This is a genomic window from Nocardia altamirensis NBRC 108246, from assembly GCF_001612685.1.
Lineage (GTDB): Bacteria > Actinomycetota > Actinomycetes > Mycobacteriales > Mycobacteriaceae > Nocardia > Nocardia altamirensis.
In genome coordinates this window covers 99,437-113,914 of the sequence record NZ_BDAY01000016.1, presented here as the reverse complement: position 1 = coordinate 113,914, position 14,478 = coordinate 99,437, and the positions used below count along the sequence as shown (strand labels likewise).

The following is a 14,478-nucleotide window of genomic DNA, read 5'->3' as shown; positions in this document are numbered from 1 at the left end:
TCGCGTAGCGCCGGATTCGCAATTTTATCTGGCCGAATCACCGGTCTCCTGTAGTTGTTTCGCCATCGCCGCATTCCGCGAAAAATACGTCGCACCCGGCGGTAGTCTCACCGGGATTCATCCGGAATGTGAGCTGCAACACTTTCTACTGGGCGCGGCTATCAATGGCCATTATCGTGCGGTCCGCCACATGCCCTTGTTCAACGAATCGATCCCTGCCTACGGTTCCGATGTCAGCAAACTTCCAGACAACTTCGTGAAGTGAATTCTTCGCGGAGCAGCCACGACCTTCCCCCCGTCGATACCCCTGACCCGAGGGAGCCGAACAATGAAGCGTTCCACCACCATTCTGGCCAGCGTCGCGATCATCCTCAGCGGGGCAGCCGCCGTGCAGATCCTCGACGGCGGTGACGCCGGAGCCGCAGTCTTGGACAACGCAGCCACCAGCTCGGCGTTCAGCAACCAGGCGCCGGACTGCGCGGATCAGTAACCGGGCGGCAGCGCGGCGATCATGTCGCGGCTGACCGCGACCGCATTGTCGGAGCTGCCTGCCCGCACCAGCAACGTCGCGAACGCGATGTCGCCGCGATAGCCGACGAACCACGAGTGCGAGCCGCCGTCCACCTCGGCCTCCCCGGTCTTGCCGTACACCTCCCCCTGATCGGCGATCCGTTCGGCGGTGCCGCCGGTGACCACCCGGCGCATCATCGCCCGCAGCCCGGCAGTCACCTGCGGCGTCAGGGTCGGCGCCGCGTGCTCGACCGTCGTCGTTCGCCCGGCGATCAGATAGGGCACGGGCATCGAGCCGCGCGCGACAGTGGCCGCCATCAGCGCCATGCCGAATGGGCTGACCACCACCTTGCCCTGACCGATGCCGTCCTCGGTGCGCTGGATCAGCTCGTCAGACGGCGGCACCGACCCGGTGAACGTCGGTAGCCCGGCGACGGTAAAGCTCGGGCCGACACCGAGTTTCGCGGCGGCCGCGGACAGCGCGCCGCCGGACAGCCTGCTGGCCACCGTGGCGAACGCGGTATTGCACGACCGCTCATAGGCGGTGATCATCGGTGCGTCACCGATGGTGAACAGGTTGTAGTTGGGAATCACGCGTTCCCCGATGGTGATTCGGCTCGGGCACGGCAGCACCGTGTCCGGCGTGGCCAGCCCGGTCGACATCGCGGCGGCCGCGGTCACCGTCTTGAACACCGAACCCGGCGGATACTGGCCGATCGTCGCGACCGGACCGTCCTGGTCGGCGGCCCTGTTCTGCGCGATCGCCAGGATCGCGCCGGTGGACGGCCGGATCGCCACCAGCATCGCCTGCTCGGTCCGTGCGTCGACCGCCCGTTGCGCGGCATTCTGCACGTTGCGATCCACGCTGAGCGAGAACGAGGGCGCGGGCTGCGACGGCACCTCGTTCAGCACATCGGTGTCGACGCCGTTGGCGTTCATGGTGACCACGCTCCAGCCCGCCTTGCCGTCCACCTCGGCGATCACCGTCTTGCGCACCTGGGCAAGCAGGTCGGGCGCGAAATTGCGGTCGGTGGGCACCAGGTCCCACTGCGCGGTGATCGTGACGCCGGGCAGACCGATGAGATCGGTGTTCACCTCGTCGGATTCGGCCTCGCTGAGCAACGCGACGGTGTAGGCCCCCTTCGCGGCCACGGCGGCGTCGCGGATCGATTCCGGGGTGAGCCGCTGATCGAACCGGCTCAGCACCGCGGCCAGCGCGGTCGCGACCTGGCCCGGGTCCGCGGCGTCGGCCGCGGTGAAGGCCACCCGGGAAACCCGGCCGGGAACCAGCACATCGCTGCCCGCCTGCTCGTTCACCCGCGCGCGTGGCGCCGGATTGGCGCGCAGCGACAGTGTCTGGGTGTCACCGAGTTTGGGGTGGATGTTCGACGACGTCCAGCGCACGGCCCAGCGACCGTCGCTGCGCCCCATCTGCAATTGCCCGGTGTAGCGCCAGGTTCGGTCCTTGGGCAGCCGCCACTCGTAGGTGTAGTCGACCGTCGCGGTGTCGCCGGTGACCCTGGCCGAACCTGTACGGGCGGTGAGCGTGTCGGCCTGCAGCTTGTCCCACGCGGAACGCAATGCGGCACTGGCCTTTTCCGGCTGATTGGTCAGCTTGGCCGCGGCCGCGAGGTCGCGGCGCCCGAACGCATCGACGAACGCGTCCGCCGCGGGAGTCGGACCTTGCGGCGCCCGCGCGCAGCCGAGAGCCGGTAGCGCGACGAGCGCGACGGCCAGCGCGATGAGCAGCGGTTTTCTCAGCGGATCAATCCTGGGTGCGGCCACCCCGCGAGGTGGGTACGAACTGGTCGGCATCGGCACAAATGGTAGTAGTCACCGTTGGGCAAACGCGGCCGCCGCTCCGTGTTGCTTTCTACTGAACCGGTTTTCAGCCGAGCGGGTCAATCGAGCAGGATCGTGGAGAACGTCGCAATCTGCCGAAAACCGACACGGCTGTACGCCCGGCGCGCCACCTCGTTGTAGTCGTTCACATAGAGGCTCGCGGTGCGCCCGGACGCCACCACCGCGTTCGCGATGGCCGCCGTGCCCGTGGTGCCGAGCCCGGTCCCGCGATGTTCCGGATGCACCCACACGCCCTGAATCTGCCCGGTGCGCCGCGACAGCGATCCGACCTCCGCCTTGAACACCACCTCACCGTCCTCGAAACGTGCCCAGGCACGGCCGGATTCGATCAGGCTCTGAATGCGCCGCCGATACCCACGACCACCGTCACCGGCCCGGGGATCGACCCCGACCTCCTCGATGAACATGGCGATCGCCGCACACAGATAGCGGTCGAGCTCGTCGGGACGCACCCGGCGGACGTTCGAGTCGGGCGTGACCAGCGGCGGCTGCGCGAGCGCGAGCAGCGGCTGCTCGCCGCGCAGTTCGCGCTCGGGACCCCAGTGATCGGCCAGCATCTCCCAGAGCGGCAGCGCCAGTTCCCGACGCCCGACCACCGACGACGCGATCCGCGGCCACCGGATTGCCCGATCCGCGAACGCGCGCAACGCATCATGGTCGCCGCGCAGCGGAACCAGATTCGCGCCCGAGAAACACAGCGACTCCGCAGGGCCGCCGCGACTCCACAGCTCACCCTGCCCACAGCGCGAGGCATCCAAGCCGAACTCTTGAAGCCGGGCCGCGACCATACAAGAGGCCACCGGATCGGCATCCAGAATTCGAAGGACCTGCCCCAGGTCCCGGTTCGCGAGCTGCCGCGCGGGGACGTACTTCGCCCTTCGCGTCGGCTCCAGCAGACTCCGCACGTTGACAGCCTGCCACGAAAATCTGCGATGTGGTACGGCTATGCCGAACGCAACACCGAACTCAGCCACGCGGCTGGCTGCCGACTCCCGCTCGGCTGGCTGCCGTCCCCCTGCGGAACTACCCGACGGTGACCACCGGGTCGCCGGCGCCGGCTTCCTCGCCGAGCTCTTCGGCGATCCGCATGGCCTCTTCGATGAGGGTTTCGACGATCTGCGCCTCGGGCACCGTCTTGATGACCTCGCCCTTCACGAAGATCTGCCCCTTGCCGTTGCCCGAGGCGACACCGAGGTCCGCCTCGCGCGCCTCGCCAGGCCCGTTCACCACGCAGCCCATCACGGCGACGCGCAGCGGCACCTCCATTCCTTCGAGCCCCGCGCTCACCGCGTTGGCCAAGGTGTACACGTCGACCTGGGCGCGACCGCAGGACGGGCAGGACACGATCTCGAGCTTGCGCGGGCGCAGGTTCAGCGACTGCAGGATCTGCCCGCCGACCTTCACCTCTTCGGCAGGCGGCGCGGACAACGACACCCGAATGGTGTCGCCGATGCCCTCGGACAGCAGCGCGCCGAACGCCACCGCGGACTTGATGGTGCCCTGGAACGCCGGGCCTGCCTCGGTCACACCGAGGTGCAGCGGGTAGTCGCTCTGCGCGGCCAGCTGGCGGTACGCCTCGACCATGATCACCGGATCGTTGTGCTTGACCGAGATCTTGATGTCGCCGAAGCCGTGATCCTCGAACAGGCTCGCCTCCCACAGCGCGGACTCCACCAGCGCCTCCGGGGTGGCCTTGCCGTACTTCTCCATCATTCGCTTGTCCAGCGAACCGGCGTTGACGCCGATGCGGATCGGGATGCCGGCGGCGCCTGCGGCCTTGGCCACCTCGCCGACTCGTCCGTCGAATTCCTTGATGTTGCCCGGGTTCACGCGCACCGCGGCGCAGCCTGCGTCGATGGCCGCGAAGATGTAGCGGGGCTGGAAGTGGATGTCGGCGATGACCGGGATCTGGCTCTTGCGCGCGATCGTGGCCAGCGCGTCCGCGTCCTCTTGACGCGGACAGGCCACCCGGACGATGTCGCAGCCCGACGCGGTGAGCTCCGCGATCTGCTGCAGGGTGGCGTTGATGTCGTGGGTCTTGGTGGTGGTCATCGACTGCACGGAGACGGGGTGATCACTACCGACCCCGACATTGCCCACGCGCAGCTGGCGGGTCTTGCGTCGAGGAGCGAGAACGGCCGCTGGTGCGGCGGGCATCCCCAATCCGATTGTGCTGGTCACCTTCGGTGCCTACTTTCCGTTCAATGCGGGCCGTTCGCTTTCCGAGCTTAGTCGCGCACGCCGAACGACCACCCTGTGACGCCTACGACAACGTGCTGTCCCCCAAGTGCCGGCGACAGGGTACCGCGTCGGGAAAGACACCGGAAACGAGAGTGCGCGGCGTAGGAAAAACTCACGGGAACAGGCGAATCGGGTTGACGATGTCGGCGGCAAGGGTCAGCACCATGTACGCGCCACCGATCACCACCGCGACGTAGGTGATGGGTAACAGTTTCATGTAGTCGACGGGCCCGCCGGGCGCCAATCCCCGCCACCCGCGCAACGTGTTGCGGAACTTCTCGTAGATCACCACGGCGATGTGGCCACCGTCCAGCGGCAGCAGCGGCAGCACGTTGAACGCGCCGAGGAAGAAGTTCAAGCTCGCCAGCATCAGCACGAACACCTGCCAGAGGCCCTCGCGCGCGCTCTCACCGCCGATCCGGCTGGCGCCGTAGACGCTGACCGGTGTCTCCGGGTCGCGCTCGCCGCCGGTCACCGCGGTCCACAGCGCCGAAACCTTCGCAGGCATCTGGGCAAGCGATTGCACGGTGCGCACGGTCAGCTCGCCGGTGAACTCGGCCGACGCCGGAATCGCGGTCAGCAGGTTGTACTCCGGCGGCACCGGACGCATCAGCACGATGCCGACCTTGGACTCCTCGGTCTTGGTCCCGTCCTTGGCGTAGCGCACCACCCGTTGCGGCTGCACCTGGACCTGAACCTGCTGTCCGGCCCGGTCGACGTTGTAGGTGATCGTGCCCTGCGCCTTCTTGGTCTCGGTGGTGAACTGCTCCCAGTTGCCAACCTTGACGCCGTTCACCGAGGTGACGGTGTCGCCAGGCTGCACGCCACCGAGTGCCGCCGGACCGATGCCGTCGCAGGGCTGCATGGACTGGTCGGGATTCGCGTCGGCGACACACTGCAACTCGCCGACCGTCGCGCTCGGCTCGTTCAGGTCGGGCAGACCCCAGCCGACGGCGAGCACCACGATCAACAGGAAGCCGAGCACGAAGTTCATCGCGATGCCGCCGGACATGACCACGAGTCGCTTCCAGGTGGCCTGGCGGTACATGGCCCGTTCGATCTCTTCCGGGCGCAGCTCCTCGAGCGCGGTCATGCCCGCGATATCGCAGAAGCCGCCGAGCGGGAGCGCCTTGAGTCCGTACTCCGTCTCACCGCGCCGGAACGAGAACACCTTCGGGCCGAAACCGATGAAGTACCGCCGGACCTTCATGCCGGTGGCCTGGGCGGCCCACATATGCCCGCATTCGTGCAACGCGATCGAAATCGTGATGCCTAGGGCGAACAGCACGAACCCCAACGCGAACACCATGTGATTTACAGCCCTCCTGCAGTACGCAGCTCGCCTCGATGAAGTGCGGCCACCGGATCGCACCGCCACCAACCTGGACCCGCACGGCCGCGAGCACCCGGACCACAGTAACCGGACACGATCCGGCCCTGCGTCTTCAGTGTGCCAGGCAGTGGTCGGGCCGCGAGTCCTGATCGGTCGATCAGCACACGACTACGCCTCGGCTCCGTCGTAGGCAATGGCTGCGGCGTTGCCTCGTTCGCTCAGGCCTGCACGCGGGCTCGCGCGAATTCGCGGGCCCAGGTGTCGGCGGCCAGCACCTCGTCGAGCGAATCCGGCTCGGCACGCCATTGATCGGCGGCGTCGACCGCGGCGGCCACGGTGCGCACGATGTCGGGGAAGCGGATGGCGCCGTCCAGGAAGGCCTGCACCGCAACCTCATTGGCGGCGTTGTAGACGGCGGTGACGCTGCCGCCCGCCTCCCCGGCCCGCCTGGCCAGGTCGATCGCGGGGAAGACCACGCTGTCGACCGGCTCGAAGGTCCAGGTCGCCGCTGTGCCGAAATCGCAGGCCGCGGCGGCGCCGGGGACCCGGTCCGGCCAGCCGAGGGCCAGCGCGATCGGCAGCTTCATGTCCGGCGGGCTGGCCTGGGCCAGCGTCGAACCGTCGGTGAAGGTGACCATCGAGTGCACGATCGACTGGGGGTGCACAGTGACGTCGATGCGGTCGTAGGGAATGCCGAACAGCAGGTGCGTCTCGATCAGCTCCAGGCCCTTGTTGACCAGCGAGGCCGAGTTCAGCGTGTTCATCGGGCCCATCGACCACGTCGGATGCGTCTTGGCCTCAGCCGGATTCACCGATTCCAGCATCTCCGCGGTCCAGCCGCGGAACGGGCCGCCGGACGCGGTGAGCACCAGCCGGTCCACCTCCTCGGCGCGCCCGCCACGCAGGCATTGGGCGAGGGCGGAATGCTCCGAATCGACCGGAACGATCTGGCCGGGTGCGGCGGCACGGGTGACCAGCGAGCCACCCGCGACCAGCGACTCCTTGTTGGCCAGCGCAAGCCGGGTGCCGGACTGCAGCGTTGCCAGGGTCGGTTCCAGGCCGAGCGAACCGACCAGCGCGTTGAGCACGACATCGGCCTCGGTGCGGCGCACCAGCTCGGTCACCGCGCCGGGCCCACCGAGCGGGACGTCGAGCCGTTGCGCGGCAGCCGGATCGGCGACCGCGACATTGCGCGTCCCGGTGGCGGCCATCTGCGCCGCGAGCAATTCGGTGTTGCCGCCGCGCGCGGCTAGCCCGACCACCTCGAATCGGTCGGGGTTGGCGGCGATCACCTCGAGCGCTTGGGTACCAATGGATCCGGTACTGCCGAGGAGCAGGACTCTCACGATGTCGGACACCGGTTCATTGTGGCGCACACAAAAGTACGCACCGTGCTTACCCGCCTCGCCGATGCCGCCCGCTGCCGTGCACCAACCGGCGTGGCCGACTTACAACGACGCACCGTCGTATGTCACGATTACGGGCAGTAGTCCCTCGTGTGCGTACCGGAACCCGCGGTACCCGAACCAGCTAAGGAGCGATCGTGGCCGCCACGGAACTCGAACCCGCCAGCACCGAGCGCGGCATCGTCACTCACGTGGACACCGCCGAGGTTCCCTCCGCCGCGTGGGGTTGGAGCGGTGAATCGCCGCGCACGTTCCGTGCGTCCGGCTGGATCGTCGCGCTGATTCTGGTGCTGATGGTCATCGGTAACCACAAGGGCCATGTCGAGGACATCTTCCTGATCGGCTTCGCCCTCGCCATCGTCGGCATCCTGGTGCGGGACTCGTTCCTGCGTCGCAAGCCGCGCTAGTCGCGGGCCGTCGGTTTGGCGGCGTTCGTCCGGTTTGGTTATGGTGTTCGGTTCGGGTCTGCGACTTGTGGTCGCGGGCCTTCCTGCTGACACCGTGAGGGACCGTTGTACAAGATCTTTTCTGCCGCTCTGCTGACCGCTGCCGCTGTCGGTTCGCTGGTCTTCGTGCCCGTGGGCACCGCGCAGGCCAAGTCCCCGGCATGTGACACCGCCATCGACTGGATCAACGCGGCCATCGACACGTCGCCCGACGGGATGAGCGCGGACACGCTGCACTCGCTGTCGTCTCGGCTGTCGGGGCTCCCTGCCGTCGGCGCCGAAAAGGCGGCCATCGACGCGTACGCGCAGGCGCTGATCGACGACAATGCCGACATGACCGCCGCCACCGACGCGTTCAACGCCGTCTGCGGCAGCTGACCGACCGCCGCCGAGCGGGACTCGATCGGGTCCCGCTCGTCGGCTAACGCCCGCGACGCTTCGCGGGCTTCTTGGCCGGAGCCGGGCGGCGAGGAGTGCGCTTGGGCGGGGTCTTCTGTTGCGGCTGAGGGGTTTTCGCGCGCGGCGAGCGGGAGCTTTGCGCGGAACGACCGCGGACGACGCCGACGAACTCCTCCACCAGATCGGTGGTGTTGGCCACCAGCCAGGCCAAGGCGATCTCGGTGTCGGCCGTGTCGGTGACGGTGCGGTAGACCAGGTCGCGGCGGGCGTGCAAGCGCGCGATCGAATGCGGGACAACCGCGACCCCTACCCCGGCGGCCACCAATTCGATCGCACCCGCGACCGTGTCGATGTCGCTGGCGTCCTGCATCCGTTCCTCGGCCAGGTCCGCCATGCTCACCTGCTCGAACACCGAAATCGGATGATCCTTGGGCACCACGACGACTGGCAGTTCGCGATAGAGCGGGATCGCGCTCATGCCGTCCCGATCGACCGGCAGGCGGACGAAGCACAGATCGACCAGGCCCGCGCGGACCGCGGTTTCCTGCTCCGCCATCGGCACGCCGACCACCTCTAGCGGGATATCGGGGAACCGTTCAGCCCAGATCCTGGTCCACTTCGACACCGTGACGCCTGGTACGAAACCCACCCGCAGTCCCGGCTCGGCCGAGGGCTCCGGCCGCGCCTCGACCGCCGCCGCGCGTGCGATGAGTTCCCGTGCCTCGTCCAGCAATTCGCGGCCGTCGTCGGTCAACTGGGTCGGTTGCGCACCGGGCACGAACAGCTTCGTGCCGAGTTCGTTCTCCAATTCGATCACCGTCTGGCTCAACCGCTGCCTGGCGATGTTCAAACCCTTCGCGGCCCTGGCGAAATGCAGTTCCTCGGCCACTGCGACGAACCAGCGCAGCCGCACGACGTCGATGGACTCCAACCGGCTCATGCCAGAAAGACTAATCGGCACCCGATCGGCGGCGACCCGCAGCCAGCGGCGAAATCGGTCGGCCAGCGTCCGATAAGCTACCTCGGTGAGCCCGGACCAGAACCCGCAGATGATGAAGCCGTTGACCGCAGCCAACAAGCTCGGCATCTATCTTCCCGCTGCCCCCGAGACCTTCCGGAACTCCCCGCTTTCCCGCGCCGACCTCGAGGCATTGCGCGCCGACCCGCCGGAATGGCTGACCGAACTCCGCCGCACCGGCCCGTTCCCGCGCGACGTCACCGCCCGCAAACTCGGCGTCTCCCACAGCGGCCTGGCCCGCGCCGAAGTCTCCGACGCCCTCACCGCCGACGAAATCACCGCCCTCCTCGCCGACCCCCCGGAATGGCTCATCCGCGAACGCGCCAACTACGCCGAGGTCCGCAAGGAAACCGAACGCATCCAAACCAAAGAAGCCGAACGCCGCGCCGCCACCAACCGCCCCGCCAAAAACCGCGGCTAGTCCCGCACCTGGCCTCTGGTGGCCTGGGCCTCGCGTGGTTTGGTCAGTGGATTATCGAGAGGTCTGGGGCTGGGTGGTGGGAGCAGAGGATGCGGACGTCCGGGTTGGTGGAGAGGTCGCGCAGGAGTTGGTGGGTGGTGCGCGATTGGGCGCGGGAAGCTGTTGAGAGCCATTGGTATTGGCGTAGGAGCAAGGCGAGGGACGAGGACTGGTCGGCGGGGTCGAGGTAGGTGGCGTCGCCCGCGTGCAGGATCCAGGTATCCGAAACTCGGACGGCGACACCGCAATGGCCGAGCGTGTGGCCGGGGAGCGGGACCAGGTAGATGTCGTGGTCGATGGCGCTGACGCCGGGGATGTCTTTCCAGATGTCGGTGCCGGCGTGCAGACGCCAATTCGGGTGGTGCGCCCAGATAGTCGGCCGGTAGGCCATGCGGGAGCGCAGCGAGCCGTTCATCGCGACGTCGTGTTCGGTGCGGGAGACGTGCACCGTGGCGTGCGGGAAATCCATGATGCCGCTGGCATGTTCGCTGTGCAGGTGAGTCAGGACGATGTCGGTGAGATCCTCGGGGCGGTAGCCGAGTGCACGAATCTGGTTGACCAGAGCCAAGCTTGGATCGTGCGGGCGGCGGATGAAGAACTGCTCGAAGCTGAGGGCGCTCGGATCGCGCAGGTGTGCACGGCTGAGTCCGGCATCGACGGCGAGCAGTCCGGTGTCGCGTTCGACGAGGAGGCATTGGGTGGGTGCCGCGGAGACGACGTGCGGGCGCAGGGTCGCGGTGTTCAAGGCGTAGACGGTCATCAGTTCTCTCGGTAATTCTTCGTAGCCCCCGCAGCTTCGATCGGTATGGAGTTGTTGTGCGATACGCCGACGTCCGCAGACGAAAATCCGGCATCCCCGCGACATCGACACGGTAAGCGATGCCAGTTGTTACTACAACTCTTTCGGAAGATTGTCGAAACAACCGTCATATTGTTTGTAAATAGAACCGGTCATCCAAGACATTCCAGCCAAACGACTTCAGCTGTACTTAAAGCGGATTAACGTCAGCTCCGTTTGCTCCGAAACGCGTCGAGCCCGTTACGCTGCAGCATCGTCACCATCGTCTTCCACCACGGCCGCTGCGGATCGGGATCGAGGCCCGCCCCGAGCCGATGCAGCTGATCGGTGTGCCATTGCAGATCCAGCGCCCCGTCGAAGGACCGGGCGAAGGACATCTTCGCCAGCGGTCCACGCAGGCCTGCGGTGATGGACACCGCGGCAAGCCGATCGGTCTCGGTGCCGAGCACCGATGCGGCGGCATCGGGAATGGTGCAGGTCGGCCTGCCGATGCCGACCAGATCGCAGGCGCCGGAGCCGACCGCATCGGCCATCGCGGTGACAGTGCGGAAGCCGCCGGTCACCGCCAACGGCACCGCACCGGCGACCGCCCGCACCGTCTGCGCATAGTCGAGAAAGTACGCCTCGCGCGCGCGAGTACTGGCCGAGCGGCCGTCGCGCCCCATCATCGCCGGGGATTCATAACTGCCGCCGCTGATTTCGATCAGGTCGATGGCTTCGTCGGCGAGTTGCCCGACCACATTCCGTGATTCGTCCTCGCTGAAACCGCCGCGCTGGAAATCGGCCGAGTTGAGTTTGATGCCGAGCGCGAAACTCGGTGCGACCGTTGCCCGAATGCGGCGCACGATCTCGAGCACGAAACGCATGCGCCGTTGCGGATCACCACCCCACCGGTCGGTGCGTTGATTCGCCGACGGCGAGAGGAACTGCGACACCAAATAGCCGTGCGCGCCGTGAATCTGCACGCCGTCGAAACCGGCGGCTTCGGCGACGCCCGCGGTCGCGGCGAACCGATCGATGATCGCTTCGATCTCGGCGTCGGTGAGCGCACGCGGGGTCGGCATGCCGGGAATCTTCGGGGCCACCGCCGACGGCGCCACCGGCCGGTGCCGGGTCGCCAGCGGATTGGCTTGGCGGCCTGGATGATTGATCTGCATCCAGATCGGCACCCCACCGTCCTTGGTGGCCTTGGCCCAGCGGGTCACCGCATCCATGTCGCGATCGTCGTCGATCACCACGTTGCCCGGCTCGCCGAGGTGGTCCCGATCGACCATCACGTTGCCGGTGACCACCAGGCCGTATCCGCCTGCGCCCCACCGGGTGTAGAGCCGCTCGAGCCGCACGTCCGGGCCGTGACCGGCATCGGCGAGGCCTTCGCTGAGCGCGGATTTCATCATCCGGTTGGGCAGCACCAGGCCGCACCGCAGGGGCAGTCGGTCGGAGAGCGTCACAGTGGCGGTCATCAGGGAATCCTTCGGTGCTTGTTCAGGATCGGTGGGCGCGCGCCAAGGTACTGGTGACAGCCCGTAACGTTAAGGCGAGCGTAGTAGCACGATCGTTCTACCGCAAGGGCCGGGTCCCGCCGCCACGAGGCGAACAGCGACTAGCATCGAGACATCGACGCGATAGCACGATCGTTCTATCGCGGGCCGTGAAGGAGTTGTGAGCAGATGAGATCCAGCACTCCCCCACGCGATCGGCTCATCGCGGGCACCATCGACCTGGTGCGCCGCCGCGGCGTCGCGGGCACCGGCATCACCGAACTGGTGACCTACAGCAACACCGCGCGCCGCTCGATCTACCAGAACTTCCCGCGCGGCAAACAACAACTGATCGAGGAATCCACCCGCGTCGCAGGCCAGGCCATGACCGCGATCATCGCCGCGACCGCACCGGCGGGCGGACCGAGCGCCCGCCTCGCCGCCTTCGTGCGCATGTGGCGCAAAACTCTCATCGCCAGCGACTTCACCGCGGGCTGCCCGATTGTCGCCGCAGCACTGGCAGGCGCGGACGTGCCCGCCGCGCCTGGCATCGCGGCGGAGTCCTTCGCCGAGTGGGAAACCCTTATCGCAGAACTACTCTCGGACGCGGGCGTCGACCGGGCCGCCGCCGAGACGCTGGCCACTGTGACGGTCGCCGCCGTCGAAGGCGCGGTGGTCATGTCCATCGCCGCCCGCTCGGTGAGCCCACTCGACCGCGTCGCCGCCCACCTCGACGCCCTGCTCGCCCCGCACTTGCCGGGCGAGGCCCGCTAGCTCAGTTACCGGAACCCGAGCCTGCCTGCGGCGCCACGTCGATCTGTCGATCGAGGGCCGTGTAGGCCGGATTCCCATTGATCGCGATATAGACGACGAGGTGATGGCGGCCGGGCGCGACCCCCTCGATTGTCGCCCGAGGGCCGACCGAACCTTCGCCGCCCGGCGAGAGCACAAAGTTCTGGCCATTGCCATCGAGATAAACGAGGCCGATCCAGAACTTTTCGTCCGACTGCACCGACACGTCGATTTTCCCGCGTCCGCCGACCGCGTCCACATCGGTGGCGGCCGTTGCGGTGCCTGGCACTGCAAGGACCATGAGCAGCGCGGTAAACAGAGCGGCAGCAGCAACTTTGAGCAGTTTCATTGTTTCCGTCCATTCTCATTCCGGAGCGCTGAGTCGCTCCCGGCGGCCACAGTACGGATCCGGAACGGCGGCGTCGTCATCCCAAAGGACTACCACTTCCGTTGACCCGAATGACTTTTCCGGCGAGGTGAGAGGATTATTGCTGCCGCGGAAATTAATAACAAAGGAGCCCATTTATCCGAGCCCTGCGTGTGCGGGAATTGTCCGGTCCGAAACCCCTTCCTCGGCACGGAATAGGACAGCGCGCGTTAAGCCTGGCTTGACCGGACTTAAGGAGACGAGCGCAGTAGTAGCAGCTGGACATACGTCCTAGTAGCGTGCAGTCCGATCGATCGACCATCGATCACCGAGAGCGCCTGCCGGGAAGGTTGAACCATGCTTCGATTCAGCGTCAGACGTGGCATCGTCGCGGTGCTCGCCGCAGCAGCGACGCTTGCCGGAACAGGCATCTCCGCGTCCGCCGAGCCATACAACCCCGGCACGGTCCCGGTCAGCCAGTACGCGCCCACCGGGCCGCACGAGACGGCGAGCACCGCCGCGACCTACCCGTGCGATTCGCTGTATGCCGTCTACAACGCCTTCACTCCCCTGTTCGGCAACCATTCGGCGATGCCGTGCACCCGCGCGTTTCCTGCGGGCCTGGAGTCACCGGTCGGCGTGAACTTCTACTACCCCAAAGACATCGCGTCGATGAGCAAGGTGCCCGCGGTCGTCTGGATCCCCGGCTTCAGTAACAACCCGGGCAACTACGACGCCAGCGCTCGCCTGTGGGCGAGCCACGGCTTCGTGGTTGCGATCCCCTACGACTTCGTCAATTCGCTCTACGAGATGCCGATCGCCGCCGCAACGGCGTTGTCGCGGGCCAACCACGATCCGGGAAATGTGTTGCACGACAAGCTCGATCTGAGCCGCACCGTCATCGGCGGTCATTCCGGTGGTGGCGGTGCCGCGATCGACGGCGCGAGTATCCCGCCGAACGTCTACCAGCAGATCGATCCGGAGTACCGGATCATCGGCGCGGTTCCCACCGAATCGTCGCCGTACTCCACCAGCTTCCTGGTCAACGTGCCCACGCTCTACCTCACCGGTTCCGCCGACTTCATCGTCCCGGACTTCCTCCCGAGGTGGACCGAATTCGAACTGAATCGCAACGCCCCCGCCTTCATCGCATGCGTCAGGGGCGCAAGCCATTTCACACCGTGGGATGACGTCGCCCACAACCCGATGGCTGGCATCACGCTCGCCTGGCTGCGCTATCTGGTGGACGGCGACAAGACCGCGGCGAGCTACTTCACCGGTGCGGGCTGGAAGCTGCGCGGCGACCCCGTCGTCCAGTACGCCCTCCGCAACGAGGCCGCCGACAAGCTTCCCGCCTAGGCTG

General features: G+C 67.0%; 15 protein-coding genes. 6 read left to right on the top strand and 9 right to left on the bottom strand.

Features of this window, described 5'->3' with window-relative positions; genetic code table 11:
* Positions 1-328 precede the first annotated feature (328 nt).
* Positions 329-490 (top strand): hypothetical protein, encoded by a 162-nt coding sequence (locus tag NA11_RS45575; RefSeq protein ID WP_167837621.1) that lies wholly within the window; start codon positions 329-331, stop codon positions 488-490.
* Here NA11_RS45575 and NA11_RS11470 read toward each other — a convergent pair.
* From NA11_RS11470 to dxr, 5 genes are all read right to left on the bottom strand, one after another.
* Positions 484-2,325 (bottom strand): penicillin-binding transpeptidase domain-containing protein, encoded by a 1,842-nt coding sequence (locus NA11_RS11470; RefSeq protein ID WP_069161816.1) that lies wholly within the window; start codon positions 2,323-2,325, stop codon positions 484-486. The two genes, NA11_RS45575 and NA11_RS11470, sit on opposite strands and share 7 nt — an antisense overlap.
* Positions 2,326-2,411: 86 nt before the next feature.
* Positions 2,412-3,278 (bottom strand): GNAT family N-acetyltransferase, encoded by an 867-nt coding sequence (locus tag NA11_RS11465; protein WP_084654532.1) that lies wholly within the window; start codon positions 3,276-3,278, stop codon positions 2,412-2,414.
* Between the two features lie 118 nt (positions 3,279-3,396).
* Positions 3,397-4,554: a flavodoxin-dependent (E)-4-hydroxy-3-methylbut-2-enyl-diphosphate synthase gene (gene ispG / locus NA11_RS11460; RefSeq protein ID WP_069161815.1), complete on the bottom strand. Its 1,158-nt coding sequence runs from the start codon at positions 4,552-4,554 to the stop codon at positions 3,397-3,399.
* 172 nt (positions 4,555-4,726) lie between these two features.
* Positions 4,727-5,923 carry a M50 family metallopeptidase gene (locus NA11_RS11455; protein WP_069161814.1) on the bottom strand — a complete coding sequence of 399 codons (1,197 nt, stop codon included), beginning with the start codon at positions 5,921-5,923 and terminating at the stop codon, positions 4,727-4,729.
* 242 nt (positions 5,924-6,165) lie between these two features.
* The gene (gene dxr, locus NA11_RS11450) at positions 6,166-7,323 is read right to left on the bottom strand and encodes a 1-deoxy-D-xylulose-5-phosphate reductoisomerase (RefSeq protein ID WP_439957060.1); all 1,158 of its coding nucleotides are present in this window, start codon (positions 7,321-7,323) and stop codon (positions 6,166-6,168) included.
* A 167-nt stretch (positions 7,324-7,490) separates the two neighbouring features.
* Between dxr and NA11_RS11445 the strand changes: the two genes are divergently transcribed.
* Both NA11_RS11445 and NA11_RS11440 read left to right on the top strand, forming a co-directional pair.
* Entirely contained in the window at positions 7,491-7,760 is a 270-nt protein-coding gene (locus NA11_RS11445; RefSeq protein ID WP_069161813.1) for a DUF2631 domain-containing protein, read from the top strand.
* A 105-nt stretch (positions 7,761-7,865) separates the two neighbouring features.
* Positions 7,866-8,177: a hypothetical protein gene (locus NA11_RS11440; RefSeq protein WP_069161812.1), complete on the top strand. Its 312-nt coding sequence runs from the start codon at positions 7,866-7,868 to the stop codon at positions 8,175-8,177.
* 43 nt (positions 8,178-8,220) lie between these two features.
* Here NA11_RS11440 and NA11_RS11435 read toward each other — a convergent pair whose 3' ends face one another.
* Positions 8,221-9,138, bottom strand: a complete 918-nt coding sequence (locus NA11_RS11435) for a LysR family transcriptional regulator (RefSeq protein WP_069161811.1) — start codon at positions 9,136-9,138, stop codon at positions 8,221-8,223.
* An 85-nt stretch (positions 9,139-9,223) separates the two neighbouring features.
* Between NA11_RS11435 and NA11_RS11430 the strand changes: the two genes are divergently transcribed.
* Positions 9,224-9,637 (top strand): DUF5997 family protein, encoded by a 414-nt coding sequence (locus NA11_RS11430; protein WP_069161810.1) that lies wholly within the window; start codon positions 9,224-9,226, stop codon positions 9,635-9,637.
* A gap of 43 nt (positions 9,638-9,680) precedes the next feature.
* Here NA11_RS11430 and NA11_RS11425 read toward each other — a convergent pair whose 3' ends face one another.
* Complete coding sequence (locus NA11_RS11425) at positions 9,681-10,436, bottom strand: MBL fold metallo-hydrolase (protein ID WP_069161809.1); 756 nt, start codon at positions 10,434-10,436, stop codon at positions 9,681-9,683.
* A 245-nt stretch (positions 10,437-10,681) separates the two neighbouring features.
* Positions 10,682-11,938: an NADH:flavin oxidoreductase/NADH oxidase family protein gene (locus NA11_RS11420; protein ID WP_069161808.1), complete on the bottom strand. Its 1,257-nt coding sequence runs from the start codon at positions 11,936-11,938 to the stop codon at positions 10,682-10,684.
* Between the two features lie 207 nt (positions 11,939-12,145).
* On the opposite strand from NA11_RS11420, the gene NA11_RS11415 reads away from it, so the two are divergent.
* Positions 12,146-12,730: a TetR/AcrR family transcriptional regulator gene (locus NA11_RS11415; protein ID WP_069161807.1), complete on the top strand. Its 585-nt coding sequence runs from the start codon at positions 12,146-12,148 to the stop codon at positions 12,728-12,730.
* 1 nt (position 12,731) lies between these two features.
* On the opposite strand, the gene NA11_RS11410 is transcribed toward NA11_RS11415, so the two are convergent.
* Positions 12,732-13,097, bottom strand: coding sequence for a hypothetical protein (locus NA11_RS11410; protein ID WP_069161806.1), 366 nt, complete (start codon positions 13,095-13,097; stop codon positions 12,732-12,734).
* A 375-nt stretch (positions 13,098-13,472) separates the two neighbouring features.
* On the opposite strand from NA11_RS11410, the gene NA11_RS11405 reads away from it, so the two are divergent.
* Positions 13,473-14,474 carry a poly(ethylene terephthalate) hydrolase family protein gene (locus tag NA11_RS11405; protein WP_069161805.1) on the top strand — a complete coding sequence of 334 codons (1,002 nt, stop codon included), beginning with the start codon at positions 13,473-13,475 and terminating at the stop codon, positions 14,472-14,474.
* Positions 14,475-14,478: the final 4 nt, after the last annotated feature.

What these genes read in the sequence shown, in the direction of transcription:
- NA11_RS45575 (WP_167837621.1), top strand. Translation starts at nt 329, where the DNA reads ATGAAGCGTTCCACCACCATTCTGGCCAGCGTCGCGATCATCCTCAGC.
- NA11_RS11470 (WP_069161816.1), bottom strand. Translation starts at nt 2,325, where the DNA reads ATGCCGACCAGTTCGTACCCACCTCGCGGGGTGGCCGCACCCAGGATT.
- NA11_RS11455 (WP_069161814.1), bottom strand. Translation starts at nt 5,923, where the DNA reads ATGGTGTTCGCGTTGGGGTTCGTGCTGTTCGCCCTAGGCATCACGATT.
- NA11_RS11435 (WP_069161811.1), bottom strand. Translation starts at nt 9,138, where the DNA reads ATGAGCCGGTTGGAGTCCATCGACGTCGTGCGGCTGCGCTGGTTCGTC.
- NA11_RS11425 (WP_069161809.1), bottom strand. Translation starts at nt 10,436, where the DNA reads ATGACCGTCTACGCCTTGAACACCGCGACCCTGCGCCCGCACGTCGTC.
- NA11_RS11420 (WP_069161808.1), bottom strand. Translation starts at nt 11,938, where the DNA reads ATGACCGCCACTGTGACGCTCTCCGACCGACTGCCCCTGCGGTGCGGC.
- NA11_RS11415 (WP_069161807.1), top strand. Translation starts at nt 12,146, where the DNA reads ATGAGATCCAGCACTCCCCCACGCGATCGGCTCATCGCGGGCACCATC.
- NA11_RS11410 (WP_069161806.1), bottom strand. Translation starts at nt 13,097, where the DNA reads ATGAAACTGCTCAAAGTTGCTGCTGCCGCTCTGTTTACCGCGCTGCTC.
- NA11_RS11405 (WP_069161805.1), top strand. Translation starts at nt 13,473, where the DNA reads ATGCTTCGATTCAGCGTCAGACGTGGCATCGTCGCGGTGCTCGCCGCA.